Annotated in this window: 13 protein-coding genes and 3 tRNA genes; 7 read left to right on the forward strand and 9 right to left on the reverse strand. The window is 46.3% G+C overall.

The genetic code is table 25. From position 1 onward, the window contains the following. Positions 1-62 precede the first annotated feature (62 nt). The 5 genes from WC882_00840 (at position 63) to WC882_00860 (ending at position 11,642) form a co-directional block, all read left to right on the forward strand. Positions 63-1,343: an argininosuccinate synthase gene (locus WC882_00840; GenBank protein ID MFA5842213.1), complete on the forward strand. Its 1,281-nt coding sequence runs from the start codon at positions 63-65 to the stop codon at positions 1,341-1,343. A gap of 84 nt (positions 1,344-1,427) precedes the next feature. Next, on the forward strand, positions 1,428-1,667 hold the full coding sequence (gene rpmF, locus WC882_00845) for a 50S ribosomal protein L32 (protein ID MFA5842214.1): 240 nt from the start codon (positions 1,428-1,430) through the stop codon (positions 1,665-1,667). A 43-nt stretch (positions 1,668-1,710) separates the two neighbouring features. Beyond that, positions 1,711-2,172: a transcription antitermination factor NusB gene (gene nusB, locus WC882_00850; GenBank protein ID MFA5842215.1), complete on the forward strand. Its 462-nt coding sequence runs from the start codon at positions 1,711-1,713 to the stop codon at positions 2,170-2,172. Beyond that, positions 2,162-2,848: a ribonuclease III gene (gene rnc / locus WC882_00855; GenBank protein MFA5842216.1), complete on the forward strand. Its 687-nt coding sequence runs from the start codon at positions 2,162-2,164 to the stop codon at positions 2,846-2,848. Before nusB ends, rnc begins: the two co-directional genes overlap by 11 nt. Before the next feature lie 235 nt (positions 2,849-3,083). Further along, positions 3,084-11,642 (forward strand): carboxypeptidase regulatory-like domain-containing protein, encoded by an 8,559-nt coding sequence (locus WC882_00860; protein MFA5842217.1) that lies wholly within the window; start codon positions 3,084-3,086, stop codon positions 11,640-11,642. 50 nt (positions 11,643-11,692) lie between these two features. Here WC882_00860 and WC882_00865 read toward each other — a convergent pair whose 3' ends face one another. After that, positions 11,693-16,606 carry an S-layer homology domain-containing protein gene (locus tag WC882_00865; protein ID MFA5842218.1) on the reverse strand — a complete coding sequence of 1,638 codons (4,914 nt, stop codon included), beginning with the start codon at positions 16,604-16,606 and terminating at the stop codon, positions 11,693-11,695. 105 nt (positions 16,607-16,711) lie between these two features. Here WC882_00865 and WC882_00870 point away from each other — a divergent pair, with 105 nt between their 5' ends. After that, the gene (locus WC882_00870) at positions 16,712-18,511 is read left to right on the forward strand and encodes a hypothetical protein (GenBank protein ID MFA5842219.1); all 1,800 of its coding nucleotides are present in this window, start codon (positions 16,712-16,714) and stop codon (positions 18,509-18,511) included. Between the two features lie 280 nt (positions 18,512-18,791). On the opposite strand, the gene alr is transcribed toward WC882_00870, so the two are convergent. The 8 genes from alr to rpsT all read right to left on the reverse strand — a co-directional run bounded on the left by alr (position 18,792) and on the right by rpsT (position 24,770). Continuing rightward, on the reverse strand, positions 18,792-19,982 hold the full coding sequence (alr, locus tag WC882_00875) for an alanine racemase (GenBank protein MFA5842220.1): 1,191 nt from the start codon (positions 19,980-19,982) through the stop codon (positions 18,792-18,794). A 1-nt stretch (position 19,983) separates the two neighbouring features. Further along, the gene (locus tag WC882_00880; GenBank protein ID MFA5842221.1) at positions 19,984-20,364 is read right to left on the reverse strand and encodes a hypothetical protein; all 381 of its coding nucleotides are present in this window, start codon (positions 20,362-20,364) and stop codon (positions 19,984-19,986) included. A gap of 295 nt (positions 20,365-20,659) precedes the next feature. Next, positions 20,660-20,732 (reverse strand) — tRNA-Asn (locus WC882_00885). Positions 20,733-20,902: 170 nt separating this feature from the next. After that, positions 20,903-20,977 (reverse strand) — tRNA-Asn (locus WC882_00890). Positions 20,978-21,585: 608 nt separating this feature from the next. Further along, positions 21,586-23,328, reverse strand: coding sequence for an ABC-F family ATP-binding cassette domain-containing protein (locus tag WC882_00895; GenBank protein ID MFA5842222.1), 1,743 nt, complete (start codon positions 23,326-23,328; stop codon positions 21,586-21,588). A gap of 77 nt (positions 23,329-23,405) precedes the next feature. Beyond that, on the reverse strand, positions 23,406-24,152 hold the full coding sequence (locus WC882_00900) for a hypothetical protein (protein ID MFA5842223.1): 747 nt from the start codon (positions 24,150-24,152) through the stop codon (positions 23,406-23,408). A 110-nt stretch (positions 24,153-24,262) separates the two neighbouring features. Continuing rightward, positions 24,263-24,338: transfer RNA gene (locus WC882_00905), tRNA-Ile, on the reverse strand. A gap of 123 nt (positions 24,339-24,461) precedes the next feature. Beyond that, positions 24,462-24,770, reverse strand: a complete 309-nt coding sequence (gene rpsT / locus WC882_00910; GenBank protein ID MFA5842224.1) for a 30S ribosomal protein S20 — start codon at positions 24,768-24,770, stop codon at positions 24,462-24,464. Between the two features lie 139 nt (positions 24,771-24,909). Here rpsT and WC882_00915 point away from each other — a divergent pair, with 139 nt between their 5' ends. Beyond that, positions 24,910-25,437 carry a YtxH domain-containing protein gene (locus WC882_00915; protein ID MFA5842225.1) on the forward strand — a complete coding sequence of 176 codons (528 nt, stop codon included), beginning with the start codon at positions 24,910-24,912 and terminating at the stop codon, positions 25,435-25,437.

A 25,437-nucleotide genomic window follows, 5' to 3' on the forward strand; every position in this document is an offset into this window, starting at 1 on the left:
AACGCTTCGGCAAAACCGGAGCATTCTATTTTTTATCTCTAATCATTTTAAAATCATATCCTATGAATAAATCGTATCAAAAAGTCGCCAGTCATGAAGCTTCCAAAGAAGAAGCCAAACATGTTCTCCTTTTATACTCCGGAGGGCTGGACACCTCGGTCATGCTTAAATGGATTCAAGATGAATACCAAGCGGATATTACAACGCTTACGGTAGACATAGGCCAGCAAGCCGATTTTGAAGCCATCAAGCAAAAAGCCTTAAACCTGGGCGTCAAGGAAGCGGTGGTGATCGACGCCAAACAGGAGTTTGCGAATCATTTTGTTACAAAAGCCATCAAAGCCAATGCCTCATACCAAGGGGACTATCATCTTTTTTGTCCGCTCGGCAGGGCGATCATCAGCCAAATCGCGGTTCAAGTGGCAAAAGAAAAGAATATCCCGGTCATTGCTCACGGTTGCACCGGAAAGGGGAATGATCAAGTCCGATTTGAAGGGTACATCACCACGCTTGATTCTCACCTGAAAACCATTGCTCCGGTAAGGGAGTGGGCCATGGGAAGGGACGAAGAAATTGCATACGCGCTCAAACACAAGATTCCCATTCCTCAAACCAAAAGCAAACCATATTCTTATGATGACAATTTATGGGGATGTTCCGCCGAAGGAGGCGAAATAGAAGATTTTGACCAAACGCCACCCTTGGAAAACATCCTTAAAATTTGCAAACAACCCGAGGAGGCCCCGGATCGGGCCGTTTCTTTTAAAATTGGATTTCATCAAGGGATCCCGACGCAAATCAATGGAGAAAAAATGGCGTTGCATGAGTTGATCGCAGTTTTAAATCATTGGGGCGCCGAACATGGGATTGGCGTGGTTCATTTGATTGAAGATCGGCTCATTGGGCTGAAAGTGAGGGGTATTTATGAACAACCCGGTGCGGCAATTCTTATTGAAGCGCATAAAAATTTAGAGAAACTCGTCTCCACCCGAGATGAAAATGAGTTTAAGTACAAGCTGGATCAACAATGGGCTTATTTTTGTTACGGAGCCAAATGGCACGAACCTTTGATGGAGGCTTTCAACGCATTCATTGATAAAGTGAATGAAAAAGTCACAGGGGAGGTGTCTGTGAAATTATACAAAGGCACGGTCACGGTGACCGCAGTTTCCTCTCCTTACTCCCTCATCAATAAAAACTTCGCCACTTTTATGAAGGACAGCCTTTTCAATCAGAATGCATCGGCCGGTTTCATCGAGCTCTATACGCTCCCGCAAAGGATGGCAAAAAGAGTGGACGAGCAAGTAAAAGAAAAACGGGCGGGCCCGGATTTAAGATTTTAAATTTTTTATTTTTCGACTTGCTTTTTATCTGAAAATCCGTATCCTTTAACCGTTTTCTTCCCACTTGATTTAATTTTTTTCCAAATGAAACATCCAGTACCTAAGCGTAAACAGTCCAAATCCCGTTCCGCTCGACGTTACAAAACATTTGCCAATGGCGCACGCGTCAAGTTGGTGGAAAGCACGCCTGTGGTGACATGTTCCAACTGCGGAGCCAAGAAACGAAATCATCATGTGTGCACGGCTTGTGGCAATTACAACGCCAAAAAAGTGATCCCCATGGAAAAGAAAATGACCAAGAAAATCACTAAGGTAAAAGCTTAAGTTCAGTTCAAGACGGTTTTTCATTTGTTTTTTTACATTTCCAATGCCCAGTCATCGGCATCTCTCCAGAATCGCGGTGGTCCAGACCCTGTTCGCATGGGAATTTCGCGGGGGAGATCCGGAGGTGATTTTGCAGTATGTATTGACTCAATTTTATCCCGAACTCACGGAAGTGGAATTTGTAAAAGAAACCTTGAAAGGTGTGTTGGCACGACGTGAAGAAATCAAAACGCTGATCACGGAAACCGCTCCGGAGTGGAGTTTTGAGAAAATCGCACCTTTGGATCGCGTGATTTTGGAGATCGGGGTTTATGAACTCATTGCCGAAACCGATGTGCCTCCCATTGTGGCCATCAATGAAGCCATTGAAATGGCCAAACAATTCGGCAACACGAATGCGCCCAAGTTCATCAATGGCGTACTCAGCACCGTGATGAAAAAATGTCATAAAACACCAGAAAAAGATAAAAAAAAATCCGTTAACCCACCCTCGGATGGAAAATAAATTTAAATCTCTTGAAGAAAAAATCGGTATTAAATTTAAGGATCGCAAAACCCTTCAAACCGTTTTTATTCATAAATCTTACATGAATGAAACCAAGGAAGAAGGCGTTGAAAACAATGAACGCCTCGAGTTTTTGGGGGACGCGGTGTTGGAATTGGTGGTCACGGAATTTTTATACAAAACTTATCCCAATCCCGAGGGCGAGCTCACCAATTGGAGATCCGCATTGGTGAACGGAAGTCATCTCGCCACCATTGCCAAGAAATTGAATCTCGGCGAATATTTGACTCTGGGGCACGGAGAGGAACGGTCCGGCGGTCGCACGAAAAATTACATTCTCGCCAACACGTTTGAAGCGCTGGTCGGAGCCATTTATTTAGAGCATGGGTATGAGGTTTCACATGGATTCATCGACCGATTTGTAATCATTTATTTGGAGGAAATTTTGGAAAAAGGCATGCACATTGACCCCAAGTCTCAATTCCAGGAAATGGCACAGGAAAAATGGGGGATCACGCCGCATTATCAATTGATCGAGGATCATGGCCCGGATCATGCCAAGGAATTTGTGATGGCCCTGTATGTGGGGGATAAAAAAGTTGCGGAAGGCAAGGGATCCAGCAAACAGAATGCGGAAGAGGCTGCGGCAGTGGCGGCGCTCAACAGAAAAATTTAGGAACAAAATGGAGGCTGAATGCAATCAGGCAAACCAATCCTTGCCTTTTTAATGGAAAAATGTTAGAATAACAAGATTAACCATTTAAATCCCGGGAGAATTCATGGCTCAAAAAACAAAAACAGATCTTAAAACCCACTCGATTGATCTCAAGGGGAGAGCAGGCCCAAATAACCTGTTTTTTAATATTAATTGTTCTTTTTATTCAAAATAAAAAATTTTAACCCAAACAAACATGTATTCCAAATCTTTTACCTCTTTTGGCCGCCGAGCTGTCGCTTGGACGAGTCTCCTGGCCCTCGTTTTCAGTTTTGTGGGAACCAATTTATCGATCCCAAAAGCGGAGGCCGTCAGCAATGTCACTTTAGCGGACAATGACGCCAATGCGGGATTTACCGGTCAAGATTTTTCAAGCACTTGGGCCCTTCAAGATCCTTCCGTGGTAAACTTTATAAGTTATCAACTCTTTATTTTGCGAGCCTCGATGGGAGCCGTGGATGTGAACACCGTGTTGACAAACGCCTGTGGCGGAAGTGCCTGTATCGCCAGAGGAAATAGAAATAATATTGGGGATACTTCGTGGACAGGCCCCAGTCAGGTAACGATGGACAGTGCCAACCAACCCTTAGATGCGCAAAATCAATATAAAGTGTGTGTGCTTACGGTCACCACGGGCAATGCCGGGAATTCTTTCGCCTGTTCGGGAAATGTAACACTCACCGGAGAAGCGGTCCCGGAGAATCCGGATGTGAGCAATGTAACATTGCAAGATAACGATAATAATGTCGGAATTGATGGTCGCGATTCTTCGGTTACATGGACGCCACCCAATCCAATGCCCGCAGGATTTCAACAAAGTTTGATTTATATTTTTAGAGCAGATAAGGCGGGGCTTACTAAGGATAATGTGTCCGTCAATGCTTGTAATGGGAATCCCTGTACTCCCGCCGGGAATAGGACTCAGGCCGGAGACAATTCATTCACCGGGCCCAGTAATGTTACCAATGACAGCGATGGGCAAGCGCTTAATGCTCAAAATCAATACAAAGCCTGTGTCTTTGTTAAGACCGAGAACGGAGCCGGAAATTCATTCGCCTGTTCAGGAGCGGTGACCCTGACGGCAGAACAAGCGCCGGCGGGTTTAAGCAATGTCACTTTGGCGGATAATGACATCAATACGGGAATCGATGGGCGAGATTTTAGCGTGGGATGGACAAACCCCAATCCAATGACCAGTGGATATCAAAATTTTAAGGTTTATATTTTTCAATCTGCCATGGGAGGGCTTAGCAAAGATACGGTAGCCACGAATGCTTGCGGTGGAGCCCCTTGTACCGCCATTGCGACCCTCAACAATGCTGCGAACAATTCATTCACGGGACAAAATAATGTGACCAATGATAGTAATAATCAGGCGCTCAATGCCCAGAATCAATATAAAGCCTGCGTTCTCCTCACTGCCACCGGAGGGAATTCTTTCCTTTGTTCGGGAGGAGTGACCATCACTGCGGAGCAACAACAAGCGCCGGCATCCGGAGGAGTCACGGGACTCACTTTGGTGGACAGCGATACCACCGGGTTTGGTTTGGATGGACGTGATTTTCAAGTGTCATGGACTCCGTTACAAACGCAACCGCAAGGTTTTACGAGTTATCGAATTTATATTTTTCAAGCGGATTTTCCCGTGGATGGGACGACCGTGATGAGCAATGCTTGCGCCGGCCAATTGTGTAATCCGACCGGGATGTTGATGTTGTTCACGAATAATACTTATTTTTTACCTCAATATTTGACCGGAGACAGTGCGAATCAATTATGGAGCCCGGACAATCAATATAAAGCCTGTGTATTGAGTGACAATTCAAACTCAAGCAATCGTAAGTTTGATTGTTCCTCGAACGTATCAGTGACTTCCGACAATGTGTCCGACAACATGGCCCCAAGTGTGGAACATATGTCTCCCACAAAGGGGATCGCTGCGGCCAACAATTATTTTTACGCCAAAGTGTTTGATGAACAAACACAAGCGGGCGAGTTTGGGAATGCCGTGGACGGACAACCCGAATATATTAAATTATATTATGGGCAAGATCTTACCGTGGCACAGAGCGAAGTGATCGCCACCCCGGTGGAAGGAGATCTTTTCCAATTTGTGGTTCCCGGAGCGGCGGTCCCTGCCGCAGGGGGGAATTATAAGTATTATATTGAAGCAAAAGATCGTGCGGGGAATTCAAAATTCATTTGTGCCAATTCATTTGCCAATGATGCAACCTCCTGTAAAGCCAACCCTTTTGTTGTTATAACAGCGGCCGCCGGGCCGCGCAGTATTTCCGGAAGAACATTGATCGGCGTGGATCAAGGTTTGGCCGAAACGCGCGTTTTTATCACCTCATGGGCGATTCAATCCGTGACCAGCGATGGGTCCGGGAATTTTTCAATCACCAATTTACCCGGAGGCAATGGGTATGAATTGTCGGCTTATAAAGTCGGAAAATGCAGTATTGAAAGTTATGTTTTCGTAGACAATCAAAACAATGCCAGCAATGCAAATCTCACGTTGATGAGCGGATGCCAAAATGAAAATGGAGCCAGAACCAAAATCACCTATTCCATGCCTTCGAATGCGATGACAGGCGTGGATCCGAGTACCAATAAGATTGTTGCCATTGCAAGCAATCCTTTGGATCCCAGTAAGGTGAACAATGCGAATGCAGCCGCAGGGAGTCCTTTGATTTTTTTAACCACCGACGGAAATAATAAGATCGCAGGGTCTGTGGTGTATTGTCAAAGTTCTTCAACCCCGGGTTGCGAAACTTATATCGGAGCTGCGGATTTTAATGCCATTGTGTTTATCCCGAGTGCGTCTTTAACTCCGCAAACTTCTTACTCTTTGATTATAGGAGAAGGGGTCACGGATGCCATGGGCCAACCCATTGAAGGAAATCGTCTCCCCGCAGGGCATCAAATTAACTTTTTTGTCGGAGGAGCCATGATGAATCAAGAGACCATGCAGCAGAATTTTGGAAGTGGAGGAGCTTATATGCCTCCTTATGTGAGTTCAACCATGCCGCTTTCAGGAATGTCCATTTCTTCAAACGGGAAAGTAACGGTTGAATTCAATACCACCATGAACACCGGTACATTGACTTCATCGAATATTAAATTAAAGAATTCAAGTAACAATAATGTATCCATCACTGTGACTCCGGATTTGGTGGGACAAAAAATGGCCACCATTACTCCGGCCGCTCTTCCCGCCGGAGAATATCGATTGCAAGTCATGGCCGGGGTTAAAAATACATCCGGTGTTTGTATGATGTCGTCTTGTTCTTCGGACACCTCCGCTTTTGAAATGAGTTTCAATGTGAAGAGCACCAGTGATTCCACGGCTCCAACTCTCACTCCGATGCTTCAGGCCAATACATCCATCCCGGTGAATTTGGGCGCAGGCCCCTTGGAATTTGGTGCCAATGAAGCGTTGGATCCCGGTACGGTTTCGAGCACCACCATCACCATGAGCCGAGGAAGCTCGGACGTGCCCGTGAGTGTCCGTTATTTTCCGGATGATTTTTCAATTCAAGTTATGCCGATTCAAACGCTCATGCCCAACAGTCAATATTCCGTTAATTTTTCTTCGCAAATTAAGGATATGGCGGGGAATTCATTGAGTGACTTGAATGTGGTGTATCTCACCGGAGGCGCGGATAAAACAGCTCCGGGAATTAAGAGTGCCGAATGCGACGATTATCGTTGTGAGATTCAATTCATTGAACCCGTATCCAGTGATGCGGCGGGAGGATCACGTTCCGCAAATAGTGTTTTGAATCATAGCAATGTGACCCTAACCATGAACGGAGGCTCGGATCTCGTGGCGCCCAATGGACAAGGGGTTACGCCGATGATGTCTTATGAAGCCATGAACAATGCTTTAATCATCGAAGGCCTTGCCATGTCTGCGGGGGCTGCGTTTAGCGTCCAATTCAGCAATATTACGGATTTGGCGGGGAACATGATTTCGGCTCAAGGAAATAGTTCGGCGGGCGTCGTTCAAGACAGTAAAACCACTTTTGGGAATTTTGGAATGGGAGGAGATATGGGCGGGATGATGTACGCTCCGCCTACCATCGGAGAGGGTGGAATGATGGGGACCACACAGTCCCAAGGGTTTGGAGCCAGCGGTTTCACGGCCGAACAATTCGCTTTTGGAGGCGCGGATATGGCTTATCCGTTCAATGCCACCGCAGGAAAAGATTCCAATGTTTTCCAAGTGAGATTTACGCCCAATGTGGCGTTGCAAAACGGAGATATGATTCAAATCACTTTCCCCAGAGGAACGGATGTTTCGGGAGTACGCCCGGACACGTATTCTTCTTTTTATAGGGATATGAATGAATCGTTTGGAGCCGGAGTGGTCGGATTGGACTCCTCTTTTGACAGCGATGGAATATCTGTGGATGCTACGCTTCGAATTGTAACCTTAAAATTCTCAATCACGAATGGAACCCCGGGAGCTACAGACAGATATGTTATTGATTTGCGCGGGATCATCAATCCCATCCTCGCAAAAGGCCCCGACACCTCCGGATATACAGTGGGTATAAAGGGGAATCGAGGAGAGACTCAATTGTTCGATAAAACCAGTATGCCGTATTACATTCAAGAAGGAGGCCAAAACACGATCACCGTCAATATTTTTGCCGGAAGCCAGCAAAGCCCGGTGAACGGAGCAACCGGAGATATTTATTTTATGGCCGGAGGTCCGGCCGGTTCCATGGAGAAGAATGTAACATTAACGAATGGGATCATCACTCAAGTCGATGATGTAGCCGCAAGTAATGTTAATTTCACCGGCTTGGGGGACGGATGTTATTTTGTCGCCACCGACTCAATGGTGACCTTGGGCAGTGTGGATTATTACGGACAAGATCGTCCGGAATCCATTTGTGTGGACGCGAACAACCGCACCAAAACCAAAAACATTGTGCTTCGTTCTTCAGACGATGACGTAAATACCGTGCCACTGACCGTTAAAATCACGGGAATGGATTTCAATGGAAAAAGTGTGGAAATATTTGCCGGAGGACCGGGCATGTTTGTGAAAAAACAAATTGATGATTTGACCACGCCCGATGCCGACGGATACACCCTTCGTCTTAATTCCAACGGGCAATGGTTTGTTGGAATCCAACCCACGATGGCTAAAGGGAAAAACACGGGGATCCCGGATCAACTCCCGGGCGTTCCTCCTTCTCCCATGCAGCTCAATGTGAACGGGCTTGGAACCGGAACAACCACCATTTCAAGTGTCATGGGGATGAATCCTCCGGGCACCAGTTTTAATGCCACCACAAACACCGTAACCTTCACTTTTGCCACCGCGGATAAGGCCGTCACCGGACAAGTGACGGACGGAACCACTCCGCTTTCCAATGTGCAGGTGTTTATCCACAATCAAGGGTTTGGAATGCCCAGCTTCGGTCGTACGGACGGGACCGGAAATTTTTCCATCAATCTTACGGATTACGGTTCGTATGAAATCGGTGCATTTATGGATGGTCTTCCGCCCAGCAATTCCACGATTGAAGTACGCCCCGATGGTTCGGATCAAGGAAGCACGCCCGATATTTTCTATAAAGGGAAACAAATCACGAATCAAAATCCTTTGGTGATCAAACTCAATAAACCCAATTTCAGTATTTCCGGAAAAGTATTGGATGCCAATGGAAACGGGATCAGTTACGCTCCGGTTTCCGCCAAGGATGCCAATGGGACTTTTGTCTCGGGAGGAACGGATGCTAGCGGGAATTACACCCTGTTTGTTGCTGCCGGGACATGGAACATTCGCAGTGAACTTCCCCCGGATAAAACCGATGCGTGCGGAACCTTTACAAAAGAAGTAGTCATCAGTGATGCCAGCAAAACCAATCAAAATATTGAACCCACTGCCGGCACGTGTGTGACTTTAAGTGGAACCGTCACGGCGAGCGGAACGGCTTTAGCCAATGTTCCTCTCTCTGTGGAAGCATGGGATACTGTGAATAATCGTCCGGAGATGGGAGGAGGTTCTCGCTTTTCTTCAACGGACAGCAGTGGAAATTTTAATGTAAAAGTCGCGGCAAACACAACGTATCGCATTGGAACATGGAGTCCGAATTCCGGAGAAATCAGTGCCACGCAAGTGGTGGTAGAAAGCGATATTTCCAATATTGCAATCACCAACGGGACCACGGGGGAAATCACGTTCTCCTTCACCGGAGGGACTGCATCCATGGAAGCGTTTGTGGAGCTCAAAAAATCGAATGACGTGTTCACCCGTATGAGTAAAAATCAAAAAGGGTTGGAGTCTTCATTTTCCCTCACCATGAAAGAAGGTTCTTACAATTACTTTGTGAATGTGATCGGGGTTGGAGAATACAGCGGTCCCGTCTCCACCGGAGGTACGGTCACGATCGATCTTTCCGCCAAGCAACTCATGACTTTGAGTGGCAATGTGAAAGATACGGAAGAGAATATTCTTCCCGGTGTGTTGGTCTCATTAAAAGACTCCACCGGATTTATGCAAAACGCGGTGACCAATGCCAGCGGGAATTATTCCATCAATGTGAAAGCCGGGAACTATGCGGTTTCCGTTTCAATGGCGGGTTATGTGGCCGGTGAATCTCCAAAAACGGTGGCGTTGACTCAAAGCATCGTCAATTACGACTTTGGAGGAGCCAGCCCGGATCAAGCGGCCATGATAAAAGCCCTCTACACGATTGAAGGAACGATTTATCAATCCAATGGAAGCACCCCGGCAAATGGCGGGTTTGTTACCGCGGTTGAAACCACCACCGGACTCACGGTGACCGGACCTATTGACGCTCAAGACGGGGGATACTCACTCCCGGTGAACAATGGAACATGGACCTTAAAAGCCGTGGCTCCTCTCCATGCCAAAACCACGCTGGGAACCAATGTGGTGGTCAATGCAGGAAATCAAACCGGGAAAAACATCACCTTGACCGCAGATGCGACAAAAGAAAGCACTTCCACCAGTAAGAGTTTGGCGGCCAATACCGGAGGAAGTTTCAATGACACGGGAAATACGGACATGAAAGTGACGGTTGGAGCCGGAGTTCTTGAAACAGGATCCGGAAATGTCACGCTCAATATGGAAAAGAGTTTCACCGCTCCGGATACCGCGAGCTTTGAACCGTTGGCAGATGCGACCTTCACCATTGAAGCCACCGGATCTTCCGCCATTAAAACCTTGAACGGAAATGCCGAAATCACCATTGATTTCTCGGATTTGGTGGACAATCTTCCCGAGGGATACAATGAATCGGATCTTAAACTCGCGTATTTCTCCAATGAACGCAATGAATACATCCCGGTGGAAGGAGGGTACACCCTCGATCCAGTGAACAACACCATGACCGGGCTCACAAGCCATTTTACGGATTTTGCACTCGTGTTTCCCACGGAAAGTGCGCCTGCAATGCCTACGAATTTAGCCGCCACAGCCGCCAATTCCACACGAGTGGATTTGACTTGGACTGCCGTGGATGGAGCAACAGGTTATGATATCTATCGCGATACAGACCCGAGTGGAAATTTTGCCAGAGTGGGGACTGAACCCACAGTGGGAGCTGTGACCAGTTATTCCGATACCGGTTTGACGGCTTCAACGCTTTATTATTATAAGGTTTCCGCTCTCAATGAGATCGGAGAATCCGCGGCTTCATCCGCCGTGTCCGTGACCACGGAAGCAACGGCGCCCGATGAACCGGATGTCCCTGCAACCCCCACGGGTTTATCCGCGACCGCCGTAAGTTCCACGGGAATCAATTTAAGTTGGACCGCAGTGGCGGGAGTCACAGGATATGACATTTATCGTGCAACCGATCCGGCCGGCAGTTTCTCCAGAGTGGGGAGTAACCCAACCGTAGCCGCGGTGACAAGTTATTCCGATACCGGTTTGGCCCAAAACACCACGTATTATTACAAAGTGTCAGCCCTCAATGCGGATGGAGAATCCGCTGTTTCTTCCGCCGTGTCCTCTGCGACATGGAGTGAGAATACCGGCACTTCGGTGGGGACCGGAGGTTCCAATAGCAATACACCGTATACGGAAGAAGAAGTGACTTCTGATGAAGAAGACGCAGTCACAGGCGAAGAGGAAGTGCCCTCCGATGAAGAGGAAGTTTCCACAACTCTTCCCGGCGAAGAGGAAGTGATCTCCGAAGAAGAGGCAACAACCTCCGACTATGTTGATCACTGGGCGGTTTCTTACATTGAAATCGTCAAGGATCGCGGCATTGCCCAAGGGATTGATGCCCTGCATTTTGCTCCGAATCAAACCATCACCCGCGCCGAATTGGTGAAGATGGTGGTGAATGCGGCCGAGTACACGGTCGAACCCGTGACTGAGACTGAATTCTCGGATGTGGATCCCTCGGCTTGGTACGCGCCTTATGTGGTCATGGCTCAAGAAAAAGGCATGATTCAAGGGTATGAAGACAACACATTCAAACCGGAACAAGCGGTGACTCGCGCCGAAGCGCTCAAGATTTTATTCGAAGGAGTGATCAAGAAAAATATTTTGCTTGATCCCAGCCAAGGCATGCTCGCCAACTTCGGATTGAGTGCCAATCCATTCACTGACATTAAAGTCGACCAATGGTATTCCATGTATGTCTTTTATGCTTACATAAAAGGCATTGTGTCCGGTTATGCGGACGGGACTTTTGGCCCGGAAAATTCCATGACTCGCGCTGAATTCACCAAGGTATTGGTGCTTTCAATGGGTTGGTAAATCAATAGCCCATCGTAAATAAAACAAGTCCCTTGAAAAAGGGGCTTGTTTTAAATTCGCTCACCCCTTCTTGCCCTATGCACCTCCACGGTCAAATCGTACAAGTTGGTTAGCATTTTTGAAAATTCCACCCTGGAAATGGCCCGGTCTCCCAAGAATGTTCCGTCCCCATACCCGTGAATAATTCCTTTGCTGTAAGCGTACAAAGCATAGGGGGCATACCATTCGTTCAAAGACATGTCCAAGAATGGGTTTTCTTCAAGATTGAATTGAGATAACAAACCTTGAGAAGGGTCCAAGATAATTCGTGCTCCGGATGAAAGAAGTAACATTTTAAGCGCCTCGGCTCGCGTTGCCTCTTGTGTGGGTCGAAATGTTTGGTCCGGATACCCGGAAATTACGCCATGATTGAACCCAATCGTGAGATAAAAAGCATTATCTTGTGCATCCATTTCATCCAAAAACACCGAAATATCGGCCAGATTTAAAACTTGTGGGGCCTCTCCCAACAATGTGTCTTGCATAAAAGAAAGCATTGAAAGTTGCAAAATTTCCATACGGCTCAAATTCTCAAAAGGTTGGAAGAAGAAATTCGAGATTAAAAGTTGTAAGGGATCGGAAGAACGATAAATCGTTTGGACCAAATCCATCTCTCCGAAATTCATCAAGGCCTCTTCTCCCCATGTAAAATTCTCGGGAAGAAGGCTGTCTAAATTCTCCAAAATGTCGTCCAATGATTGGGTTGCAGGATTCCCATCGGAAATTTCAATATTGTCAGGGTTTTCAGCGGGCTCGGGAGTTTCGTCGGATTCAATTCCGGATTCGGGATCAATTCCAGACTCGGGATCTTCTTCCTCTTCTTCGGGAAAGGATATTCCATGACTTATTTCGCTCCCTCCTCCAACAACAGACGAAGATTCCTCTTCCTCCTCCTCTTCCTCTGAAGAACTCGCAATAAAAACGGGAGAAGAAGTCGTGCTTGTTTCATTCCCATAACTATCGATGGCCCAGATTGTGGCGTAATATGTTGTGTCTTCGCTCAATCCCGTGAGGGTGGTGGTGGTCGTGGTTGCCGTAGCTAGAGTCGCGTCATTGTCATCGTCCCACTCGAGCGCGGTGCCGCTTCGATTGCTCACATCGCTTTCCGTGGTCCCATACCAAATTTCATAATGATCAAAACGAGTATCCGTTGCAGCGGTCCATCCCCATGTGATCGTACTCGAGGTCGTGCTTGTGGCCGATAATCCGGCAAGTGCGGCGGGGCTCACATTATCAATCGTAAAATTCGAAGAACTCACACCGATACCGATTTCAGTCCCATCGTACGGGGTTATTTTTATTTGAGCCGTGCTTAAACTTGCGGTGGGTACATCCGTTCCGGATTCCCAAATCGCAGTGATCGTGTTCGCCCCGGAAGAGGAGGTGATGTAGCCTCCGATATTCCCGATTTGATAGGCATTGTCATTTTCTACATTCGGGGTGCCGTAAGTTGCAGTGAGGTCCGACAAAGTTTCGGAAAGGGTCGCTTTCACCCAGCCCGCCCCCACATTGTATTCAACCAGCGCTTGTAACGTATTGTCATCCGCGGAATCGTCCATAATGAAGGTAATCGTAACCTTTCCCGTGGAATCCGTCGCAGGCGTCCCGGAAACGGAAGCAACCGTAGGGGCGTCGTCATTGTCGGTTAGGGTAACGGTATGAATCGTGGTGGCTCCTTGGGTGGCATTGGTGGGGGAGCCCATATTGACGATGATGGTTTCAGCTTCATTGGCTTCATCCAAAGAATCTTCAACAACAGTGATCGTGGCACTGGCCGTAGTGGAGCCGGCCGTAATGGTGAGAGGACTCGCGGTGATTGAATAATCGGTCCCGGATCCGGTCGCCGTACTTGCCGCATCAATCGTAAAGGGGATGGTGACATCCGCGTCAAAGGGGGCGGAAAGCTGGGCGGTTATTGTAATGGAACCTGCCCCCTCATTAGTAGCCTGCCCGGCACCGGTCCACGCAACCGTGGGTAACGCCAAAGCGGACACTAAAACAGTGTCAAATTCATTTAAGGCCGTATACGAGCTCAGTCCGATTTTCCCCGAAGTAAAAGTCGAATCCGTGGTGGATATTTCCAAAACATCATCCAGATAAATCTTAAGAACCGGGCCCACCGCAGATACAACAACTTCATAAGTGATGTCCGGAGTAATCGTCGCGGCGTGACTGACTAACTCTGTCACCACGCCATTCACTCGTTTTCGTAAAGTGAGGGTGTCCGCAGCCGAATCCAAAACAACCGAATAATAGTTATCAACATCCGTATAACGGAAAATCAATCCCGCAAGATTTTGTCCCACGATCTCATCATTTCGCACCGTAATATCCGCTGAAAATTCATAGTTTTGCCAAGCCTCATTCCCGGCAATTGTTATTGCCTCAGCCGGTTTCACCACTTCGCTACCGGAAAAATTGATCTCCATTTCTCTTTCATGGGGCAATCCAAAACTGTAATCCGCAGCGGTATGAGTGGAGTCGGTCGAGCCTTCCCAAAATTGACCATCTTGAGTATAACTGTAAGAATCCGCCCGAATCATTTTGGAAACAATATGATCGCTGTAAATTTCCACATAACGATATTGATCATTACTATAAAAACTTGACGTGGTAATATAAGAGATTCCATTGAGCTGAACAAGGCTGTTGATATGGTCATGGCCTGTCATTTCCGCCACAACTTCCCCATGGCCTTCAAGAATGACTCTAACATCATCGGAATCATCTTGAGCCCAAAAAGCCTGAGCGTCTCCCGCATCGCGTGGTTCGGTAAGACTATAGTGACTGAAAAGAACCACTTTTTTGGTTGGATTGGAATCAAGAATATTTTGCAGCCAAGTCGTGTGGGCGGCACTGCCCAAGTCACTGCCATAGCCTCCATAAGGTGCTTCAACATCCATGGCTAAAAATAAAAAATCTCCCGCTGTCCAGCTGTAAGAAAATTTGTCAGCCCCAAAAGTGGTTTGCCAATTGGTCCCCATGGCAGCACCGATTTCGTTAGCCGTATCATGATTCCCGACAACCGGATAATAAGAAACGTCCAAATTGTCTAATGCCGTCTTTACGGTTGATAATTCGCCAAGGGTTCCATGATCTGTGATATCACCCGTAGCAACCACAAAATCCGGCGTTGGAAAATATTTTTGATTATTGATATCGGTAATAAAAGAATTCAATCGAATCAATTCTTCCGTTGCATTCGAACTGGTTGAGTCGTAATGGGTATCTGTAACCTGTACAAAAGAAAACAAGGGTGCTTCGCGCACTTCGAGCAAAGAATAAGAAATATTATCCCCCCGTTGGACCGTAATGGTATAAGTCCCGATTTCGGAAATATCGGCACCGGAAAAATCCGTGGGGAAAACCACTTGGCAATCAACTAAGTCATTACAAGCCGCGGGATTGGTTAAAGTCCACGGAGTTCCGCTCGGGTTGGTCACGGTGAAAGTTAAATCCCCGGTCGTATCTGTTGAATTCATAACAAGGTTGGAAGTGTTGTCTTCTCCGGCATACAAAAAGGACGGTTGTGCTTGAACCGCTACAATCGGATCCACCACCACATTATTAAACACGCCCTGTGCCCCCATAGCGCTCAAGCCAACGGTCCCGGCCGTATAAGTGGTTAAATGGTTATATTGGAAATTGGGGACTTGCGTACTCGCGGTACGATCATACCAAATTTTTAATGAGGGCCCTGCGATTTCAATGATCACGTCATGATAATCGGTATCCGGATCTGTATCTGTGGTAAAGGTTCCCAATAAAATCTGAGAAGCCCAGTTATCCACAACCTCATAAACATCGGCTGTGCCGTCTTGTCTCAGCAAGAGGGCGTAAGAATTATCGTTATTTCCACTTAAAGTGGTTCGAAAATTAATCATAGAATAATTGGTGGAAACCAGTGCGCCAAGATTTTTGACTTGAGCGGTGATACGATAATTTTTCCAAAGTAAAGAGGCGGAATCGGAGATAACAGCCAGAGGTTTTACGCCTTCACAACCGGTAGGGATTACGTAATACGCTCCGTCGTTTGCCCAAAAAACGCATCGTTTTTCTGTGAATTGGTACCCTGACGTCAAATTAGTAACACTGACATCATCAAAATAACTGACCCAACCTGTTGTGCCGATACCGATTGTACCGGCAGTATAATCGGTTAGTCCGCTAACGGAAAAATCAGGAGCATTGAGCGTTGGATAAGTGAGATCAGCCGGATCATAAATCCAAGCTTTAAAAGTTGAACCAACAATTTCTGCGGTTAACGTGTGCCAGTCATTGTCTGCGGCAACGGTAAAAGTCCCAAGCAAAGTAAATACCGTATCAGCTTTTTTATAAAAATTAGCCACACCGGTCTGCCTTATAGCTAGAACATAAGAATTATCGACGGTTCCAACCACGGTAGAACGAAAATAAAAAATAGAATATCCCGAAGCACCAATTCCACCAGCTCTTTGAAAATTGGCCGTAACACGATAATCAGTCCAACTGTTGTAAGCAGCATTTGTCGGAATACTCAGGGTGTACCCCCCACCGTTTGGAGCACGATAAGTATTACTGGAAATTGCGAAGCTACCCCTTTTTACGGTCCAATTGGCGGCCGCACCATCGGCTTGAGTAAAGGGTTCGGTAAAAGGAGTCGCCAAAGTTGCCGGCGCTTCATTGGCAAAATCATCACTAAAAACCGCTGTATCGGTTGCGGAAATATAATTGACGCCGGTTTCCTTTTGTTTATAAGTTTCATTTTCTAATGACCATGCACCGGAGACCGAAGTCCATTGAGAAGAATCCCCGGAAAAATCATCGGACAAAAGGTCCCCGCTCGCTTGGGCAAAATTATTAGGACCTAAAAGCAGACAATAGATAATAAAAAAACATAAAACAGCGCTGAGAAACGATTTTTTTGGCTTTATCATTTGGTTCATTGGCTATGCAATATAATATGTAATTATCATAATGTTTAAATCAAAGTTCATCAAGCGACTCATATAAAATTTGCCACAAAAAAGAACCGTGATTAAAGTGGAAGCATGATCACATCCATTTCTTGCGCCATTTGCCAACAATCGTTCCCGGTCCGTGAGGAAGATCGACTGTTTTATGAAAAAATTTCTCCGGAATTTGGCGGCAAAAAATTTCTCATTCCTCCGCCTCGTTTGTGTCCAATGCATCGAGAACAACGGCGTCTGACCTTTCGCAACGAGCGCAAACTTTATCGACGAAAAAGCACGCTGAGCCATCGTGAAATCATTTCGGTTTTTCACCCTGACGAATCCTTTCCCGTGTTCGCGCATGACGAGTGGTGGACACGCATGGAGCCACGCACCAGACACGAGTGTAACGAGTGTCCGACCCCAGCATTTCTCTCTCAGCATCAGCGGTGCGCGCTTTCCTTTAACCCGAACCAAACCTTTTTCGAGCAATTCAAGGCCCTGAGTCGCGTCGTACCACGCCCTCCGCTGATCAACAACAAGGCCGTCAATTCCGAATTTTGCAACTTTGCGGATGGGAATAAAAATTGTTATCTTCTCACCTCCGCTAATGGGAACGAAGATTGTTATTACGGCATGCTGCTGGTGAAAAACAAGAATGTCGTGGATGCATTGTGGTGCACAAATTCAGAGCTTTTGTACGAGGCCATCGATTGCCATGGATGTTACCATTTGCGTTACGCTCAAAACTGCGATCATTGTTCGGACAGCGCTTTTTTGTTGAATTGCAAGGGTGTTAAAAATTCATTGTTTTGCGTGAATCTCCGAAACCGCGACTATTATTTATGGAATCGCCCCAGCACCAAAGAAGAGATCGAGAAAATCAAAAAAGAAATGGCCGGCAGTTATGCCAAACATCAAGAAATGCTGGCGCGCTTTGAAGTTCTCAAAAAGACATTCCCCTTTCGAGAAGCGCACCATTGGGTTTCATGTGAAGACGTGTCCGGGGATTCTATTTTTAATTCCAAAAATATTCATCTCGGGTTTGACATCTACGATTCGCGCGATTTGGCGTATGTGCACGACGGTTTGACGGCTAAGGATTGCCAAGATGTTTGCTTTTTCGACAAAACGGAATTGTGTTACGAATCCACGAGTTTGATCGGTTATGGGTATCGTTTTACCAATTTTTGTCGGGATTCTTACAATCTTTTTTATTGCGACAACTGCCATTCGTGTAAAAATTGTTTCGGGTGCGTGGGCCTGCGCAATCGGGAATATTGTGTATTGAATGTGGAATTAGGCAAAGATGAGTATGAAAAAAAAGTGGCGGAAGTTATTGGTGCCATGGAAAAAACAGGGGAGTGGGGTGAATTTTTCCCCATGAGCCTTTCGCCGTTTGCGTACAATGAAACCCTGGCGCAGGATCATTTCCCCCTCACAAAAGAACAAGCCCTGGGTTTGGGGTTGAAATGGAGGGAAGACACTGAAACGCACAGCAAAACCGTGACCGTAATTCCGGATTCGATTCGAGATATTTCGGATGAAATTTTAACGCAAACCTTAACATGTGAAAAAACCGGGCGGCCTTATCGACTCACTCCGCAAGAATTGCGATTTTATCGACAAATGGATTTGCCACTCCCGCGCCTCGCCCCGGAAACGCGCCATGAACAACGCCAGTCTCAACGCAATCCCACGCACCACTCACGAAGCGATAGCGGAGTGAGCTCCCCCTCTCGTATTTCTCCAGCGCCAGCGGAGTGCGCTCTTCCGAATTTCTTCCGGTTATGGTCTCGCGCATGTGCAGTGTGTGGCAAAGCCTTGATCACCAGTTACGCCCCGGACCGTTGGGAAAAGGTATGCTGCGAGGAGTGTTACAAAAAAGAAGTTTATTAGCGAGAAGACTGATCGAGGGAATCATTCAACGTTTGGGCTCCGAGAAAGAGATCTTTTGCAATAGGGCCGCAATCCCCTTGGCATTAACTGCTATAGCAATGATCAATCCAATACCAATCATCCATCTTATTAATCGATCTTGATTCACAGGCAAAGAATCAGGAGCTTGTTTTTGAACTGGGGGTAAAGAAAGAGGCTGATAATGGTAATGTTTTTCATGATTTTTTTGGGGTGATCCCATGCTATTAGATTAAATAGTTTTTCTCTTTAAAGAGAAACATTAAAACCTTCAAATTATTACATCAATGGGGTCGCTTATTAAGGTCGGGTTTGAGGTTGAGTTTTGTCAAATCAAAATCCTTCTGAGCTGCGATGGGACCTGAACCAAAATTTCATACGGAACCGTGTTGCACATCTTTGCAATGTTCTCGATGGAATTGGGATCTTTTGAGTTCGCACTGCGAATAATAACTTTTTCTCCCACGTTAATATCCAGGAAAGCACTCACATCCACACTGGTGATGTTCATGCTCACACGCCCGATAATCGGACAAAATCGATCTCGGATTTTGACAAAACCTTGATTGGACAAGCGTCGGTCAATGCCTTCAAAAAATCCGGCCGGGATCGTGGCGATTCGCATGATTTTTTCAGCTCGAAACGTGCACCCGTAGCCCACGCAATCCCCGGGTTCGATCGTTTTCACTCCACTCACCACACTGTGTATTTCAAGCACTCCCGAAAATAGTCCGATGCCCACGCGCATCGTGTTTGCCGCAATCCGATCCGCAAATTTGGCCCCCGGAGTATTGGACAGATGCGTAAATTCAATCGTTGAAAAATGAGGTTTGAAAAGTTCTAAAGCTTTTTCCCACGCATGAATTTGTTTTTGCGTGAATTTTTCATCTTCGCCATCCGCATCGGCAAAATGAGAACACACGCCTTCAAGACGAATTTTTGGATTCGATTTAAGGATTTGAATCGCAGGCTCAATCTCTTGCAAGAGTAGGCCTTGGCGGTGCATGCCGGTGTCGATTTTAAGATGAAAAGAAGTCGGTTTTTTGAGGGCCAGGGTTTTAAGTTCTGCAAGGCTAATGATTGTGAACGCCACATGTTTGAGGCGGTTGGAAAGAATATTGGGAAGGGGAGTGTAGCCAATAACCACGATTTTAGCCCGAATGCCTTCGAGGCGAAGCTGTTGGGCCTCGTACAAAGAGTCCACAACAAAAAAAGAAGCTTTGCTTCTTTTTTTATCTTCGCAGATGAAAGGATCCAACGTTTGCGCCACAGGAATCAGTCCGTGTCCGTACGCATTGCTTTTTAACACCGGCGCCACATTCACTCCGGGCGCTTTTTTTTGATATTCCCTCAGGTTTTGGATCAATTTTGCGCGATCAATTCGTACCTCAATCAGGGGTTGATACGAGGAAAGGGATTTTTTGAAGGATTGAAGGGTGCGGAAAAGGGACATTTTATAAGAAATATTCTTTGTAGTCCCCGTATTTTAGATCTTTTAAAATTAAACTCAAATTTTTATCCAAAGCTTTTTTAAATTTCGGATTTTGGACCGTCATGTTGGAGCCGATTTGTTTGTCGTTTTTCATCCGAATCATCACCAAAACCGATTTTTGAATTCCGATTTGCAATAAAAAAATCACTCGCCCGGCCCCACCGGTGCTCGTTAAGTGTATTTTTTTTAAACACGTGGAAGGGATTTTAGATGAACTTTTTATATCGTTCCCCAGCCCTTGTAACGATTTTTTTGCCCCTGCTTTAATCACTTCCAAAGAGAAAGTCTTTTGTAAAACCTCAAATTCAATTCTTTGGATGGAATGAGTAATAATAAGATTCAACGAGAACTTTTTTTAGAAAGTAAGCGACCAATGGTGTCCATTTTTTTCTGAAGGGGGGAAGTGACAATAATTGTTTCGGGTTCGCCAATCATCACTTTGGGGGCAATGACGAAATTTTGTAAAGCGTTTTTGATGATTAACGTGAGGGGAATGCCCAGCTTTTCAGCCTGAGCAAAAGCTTTATTTTTCAAGCCTTCATCGATGCGAATGGTTAAGGTGGTCATGGTTTTGGGGGGAGTTAGTTTTTCTAATATTATTATAAAGCACTAACATTGTTAGTGCAATAGGATTTGGGCCCGAGAGAGAGGAATCGAACCTCTACCCTTCCGGTTAACCGCCGGTCGCTCATCCCAACGAGCTACTCTCGGAAAGCGAAAGGGGGCACCTAAGGTTCCCCCTTTCGGGAACCCCCTTCAAGCTGATGTTCGTGAATTTTTCTTTCGCTAAACTTCGTCATAAGCCGATTCAGGGCCCACGAGACCCGAATCGTTTATTCCTCCGTGCGCTCAAGAAAACCCCACTCACCTTTTTTGTTTTTTGGCTCCCGGAGCAGGATTCGAACCTGCGATATCCGCGTTAACAGCGCGGTGTTGTACCCCTCAACTATCCGGGAATAATTTTAAAGGGCGAGTGGCTATTGTATATTTTCCTGTTATTAAATCAATAACATTAGAAAATAAATTTTATAAAAATCACTTGATTTTAAGATAAAGATTTGAAATAATAAATATGTTGTCAATTTAATAACAACTTATGTTTATTCATTCCTTTTTATCCAAATTTGGACTCACGACCAATGAGTCGAAAATTTATCTTTTTTTACTCGAATATGGCGCTTCCATTGCGAGCTTGATCGGCAAGCGGCTCAATATCAAACGCGTCACCGTGTACCCGGCCCTGGAGGCCTTGCTCAAACAAGACCTGATTGCCACATTCCAAAAAGACAAAGTGACTTATTTTGAAGCGCTTCCGCCCGAGGAATTCGTTCAGCGATGCAAAGAAAAAATCGCGCGCGAGACAGAGTTAAAACAAGAAGCCGAGTCCGTGGTTCCGACTTTAAAGGCGTTGGCGAACAAACGACGCAAACCCATCTGGGAGGTGAAAGGAAAAATCAAATATTATCAAGGCCTCGACGCGGTCAAACAATTGATTTACGAAACGCTCGAAGAGGGGCCGAAAGAGCAATTGTGTTTTGGACTCAACGATTATCACACGCATCATTTATGGGATGAGTGGAAAGCGTATACCAAAAAGCGCGCCTCGGTGAGAATGTCGGTTCGCAGCCTTCAGCCCGACAGCACGGCGGCCAAGGCGTATAAAAATCGAGACAAAAATGAATTGCGTGAAACGCGGTTGGTTCCTCATCAAAAATTTCCGGCACGATGTGAGCTCAACATCATCGGCGATATGATCGCACTTTTCACCTCGCACGGGGAACAACCCACAGGCGCCAAAATTTACAACAAAGACATGGCTCAAGTTTTGCGCAGCCTTTTTGAACTCGCGTGGGAACGGGCCGGGGAGTATGAGAGGAAAAAATCATCTCAGTGTTAGCGTCTTTGTGATCCCCAGCTTTTGCACAAAGTGGACATCGTGAGAAATAACGCACATCGCGATTTCTTGTTCGAGCAAAAAGCGTTCAAGGTCTTCACGTAAGAAAAGGTCGAGGTGGTTGGTGGGCTCGTCGAGAAGAAGAAGATCCGGTTTATTGGTGAGCAAAATCGAAAATTCGAGACGACGTCGTTGGCCGTAGCTTAAGTTTTTGATAAGGCTGTCCATGAACTCGGCCGGGAAAAGATAGCCGGCAAGAACGCCTCGTCCCGCGGTGTATTCAATATCGGTATTGGCTCCAAATTCTTCGATCACGGTTTTGTCCGGATTGAGGCGTGAAAATTGGCCGAGATAGCCGATTTTAAGATTGGAACGGGGGGTAAGTTGTCCGACGAAATCCGTATCCACGCCGGCAAGAATATTGAGAAGCGTGCTTTTTCCCGAGCCATTGGGCCCTTCAATCAACACACGATCGCCTTGTTCAATTTTGAGTTGAATATTTTTTAAAATCACGCGATCCTCGTACGCTTTATGTTCAATGGAAAACCCGAGCACCGCACCTTTTTGTCCTTGGGCCAGAGGCTTCATTCTCACTCGCGGATCCGGCACCGGCGCAGGAGGCGCTTTTTTCTCCATGCGCTCGAGCGCTTTCTTTTTTTGCGCCACCGTAGCCGTGAATTTATATTTGGGATGATTGGCGTTTTCCGCGAGCCAGGCTTCAAGTTCATTCACTTCACGTTGGCTGAATTCATGCAGTTGAAGGCGTTTTTGATAACGCTCGTACCGTTCCACAAGAAAATCATCATAGCTGCAGCCATACGTTTCAATGTTGTGCTCCGCGGAAATTTCCCAAATTTGATTGGCCACGCTATTGATAAAACTGCGGTCATGCGAAACAAACGCCACCGTTCCGCGAAAATCACGCACAAACCCTTTGAGCCAATCGATGCTGGCAACGTCGAGATGGTTGGTGGGTTCATCGAGAAGCAAAATCGTCGGTTCAGCCAATAGCAATTCCGCCAACGCCACGCGTACCCGTTGCCCTCCACTGAGATTTTTGAGTGGCAATAAAAGGGTGTCTTGCGGAAGCCCCACTTCTTCCAACGCAATATCGATTTGATAGAGCATCCATTCTTCTTCCAATTTGCTTTCCAAATGCGTGCCCACCAGTTGTTCTTCATCCGGAAAAACGATGTCCTGGACAAGATAGCCGATGACTTCCTGAGAGCATTTTACGGATCCGCGACTGGGTTCGAGTTCTCCTTTGAGCAGTTTGAGAAGCGTGGATTTCCCGCATCCGTTGCGCCCCACAATGGCCACACGTTTTTTGCTGGCGCTATCGAGAGACACATCCACCCCTTCAAAAAGTTGGCCGGACGTGGTTTCAAAAGCGAGGTCTTTGGCGATGAGCATATTTTAGGTTAAAGTCCGCGACAATATAAAGTAAGATGAGGTTATGCTCAAGGTCTCAATCAGCCCATCGAGGTTGATTAGCTTCACGGTCACGGAATGGGGTGGGGCCGCACGATAGGAGGCAGCCCATCATTCATGGCTTTCAACAACCCGGTATCTGTAAGAAAATAGGTGCTAATTTGCTCCTCAAACAACAATGAAAAAGGTTGGACCGGACGAATCTTGGCCGCATCTTCCGGAAGGCCCATGGCACAGAGTGCACGTTGATGGCGCGCGGCGGAATCATCGAAAAGAAGATCCACTTCATAGATTTGAGCGATTTTAGTAAGAAAATGCTGAAGATCTTGACGTATTTCTTTCTCTTGAGGCGTATTGTTGGGTAAAGTCTGCCATCTTTTATCAACGAAAAAACTTACAATAGAAGTAGAAGGATGATGAGAAAGTTGAGTGATGTAATCAGCGCGATTTATGATTTCAACTCCGGTTGGGATTTGAAGCCCGGAGGAAGCAATTATCCCCTTAACAATCTCTGGATCTGGAATCCCGGTCCAAACCGAGAATTTCCCTGCATACAGATCTAAAAGATTAATGAGTTCCTGTGAAAGAGGGCGAGCAAGCCGTTCTGTCACGGAAGGGATATCTAGGCTTGAGGGGAAATTATTGTTGACCAAAACACCCTCAAGGTCGAGAGCGATGTGAAGTCGTCGCAAAGTAGTGGCTCGTGTTTCGATCAAAAATCTTAAAAGCCTAGAGGTACGAGTATGCATCTCCGTTTCATAATGGCGCTGTGCCTGTTCTCGGAATGGGGCAAGGTCGAGGGCCATACGTTTAAACATGGATAAGAGCTTATCTTAGCCAAAAAAGAGGGGAATGCAAGAGAGAAAATGCGGGATGCGGAAGGGGAAAAGAGAAAAAAATGCTTTGCATTTTTTTGTGGTGGGCCCGCCTGGACTTGAACCAGGGACCAAGCGGTTATGAGCCGCCTGCTCTAACCACTGAGCTACGGGCCCAAAGTGAGAAGTCAACTTTTCAACGTTCAAATTGTACTCGATCCGCCCTAAAAATAAAATTTAAAAAACAAAAAACCACCAAGCATCTCTCAGTGGTTTTAATTTCGACCTAAACACTTTAAATTACGTTGCCTTAGCTTCGGTTTCGACTTTCGCGGCCGGTTTTTTATTCGCACCCAACGCCGCCAATTTGGCTAAGCGAGATTTTTTGCGGGCCGCGGTGTTTTTGTGAAAAATGCGCTTTTTGGCCGCCATATCAATGATTTTGTACGCCTTTTGTAAGGCTTTGTTCGCTTCCTCAGGCGTCATTTTTTCAAGGGTTTCCAAAGAGTCTTTCATGGATTCTTTGACCGTGCGTCGAGTGTCAAAATTGCGGGCGCGGCGTACGATGTTTTGTTTGAGGGCTTTCTTTGCAGATTTGAGAATTGGCATAAAATAAAATTCGTCAAGAAATTTAGCCCCCAAATATTAGGGAAAGCTCTCCTGAAAGTCAAACGAAAATAAAAATACTCCTTATTTCTCGGAGCTGGTGTTATAATCGAGACGTCCTTATTTTTAATCCCTCCCTCCCATGTCCAGTAGCGGTAAAATTTCACTCCTTCTCGGAGTTGTCACCGGTGCAGTCACCGGTCTTTTGTTTGCTCCCACTCGCGGAAAAGCTCTTCGCGAACGCATCGCCAAGGAACGCGAAGAAGGCGGGCTCGGCCATAAAGCCATTGCCGAAGATTTGGCAAAAATGGCGGACGATGTGGCAAAAATTGCAAAACAAGCTTCTCAGAGTGAAGAAGCCAAACGCTTTTTCCAAAAAACAAACAAGGCCGTAGGCGAATGGACTCAAGGCGGCGTTGATTTGGAAGAATGGACCAAGACGGCTCATAAGAAAATCGATCTTTTAAAAGCCACGATTAATAAATACGCGGAAGCGAAAAAAGGATCTCTCGATACTGCAAAAGGGCACGCCAAAAAAGCCTTAACCGTGGCCAAAAAAGCGGTAAAAAAAGCAGGGAAAACCGCCCGAAAAGTAAAAACTCAAGTGAATAAGGCGGTGAAAAACCCCCGAAGAAAAATCGCTCAACAAAAATCGTCTAAAAAGAAATAG

The sequence above is a fragment of the Candidatus Gracilibacteria bacterium genome (assembly GCA_041658685.1).
In the GTDB taxonomy this organism is placed as follows: Bacteria; Patescibacteriota; Gracilibacteria; order UBA1369; family UBA12473; genus JBAZZS01.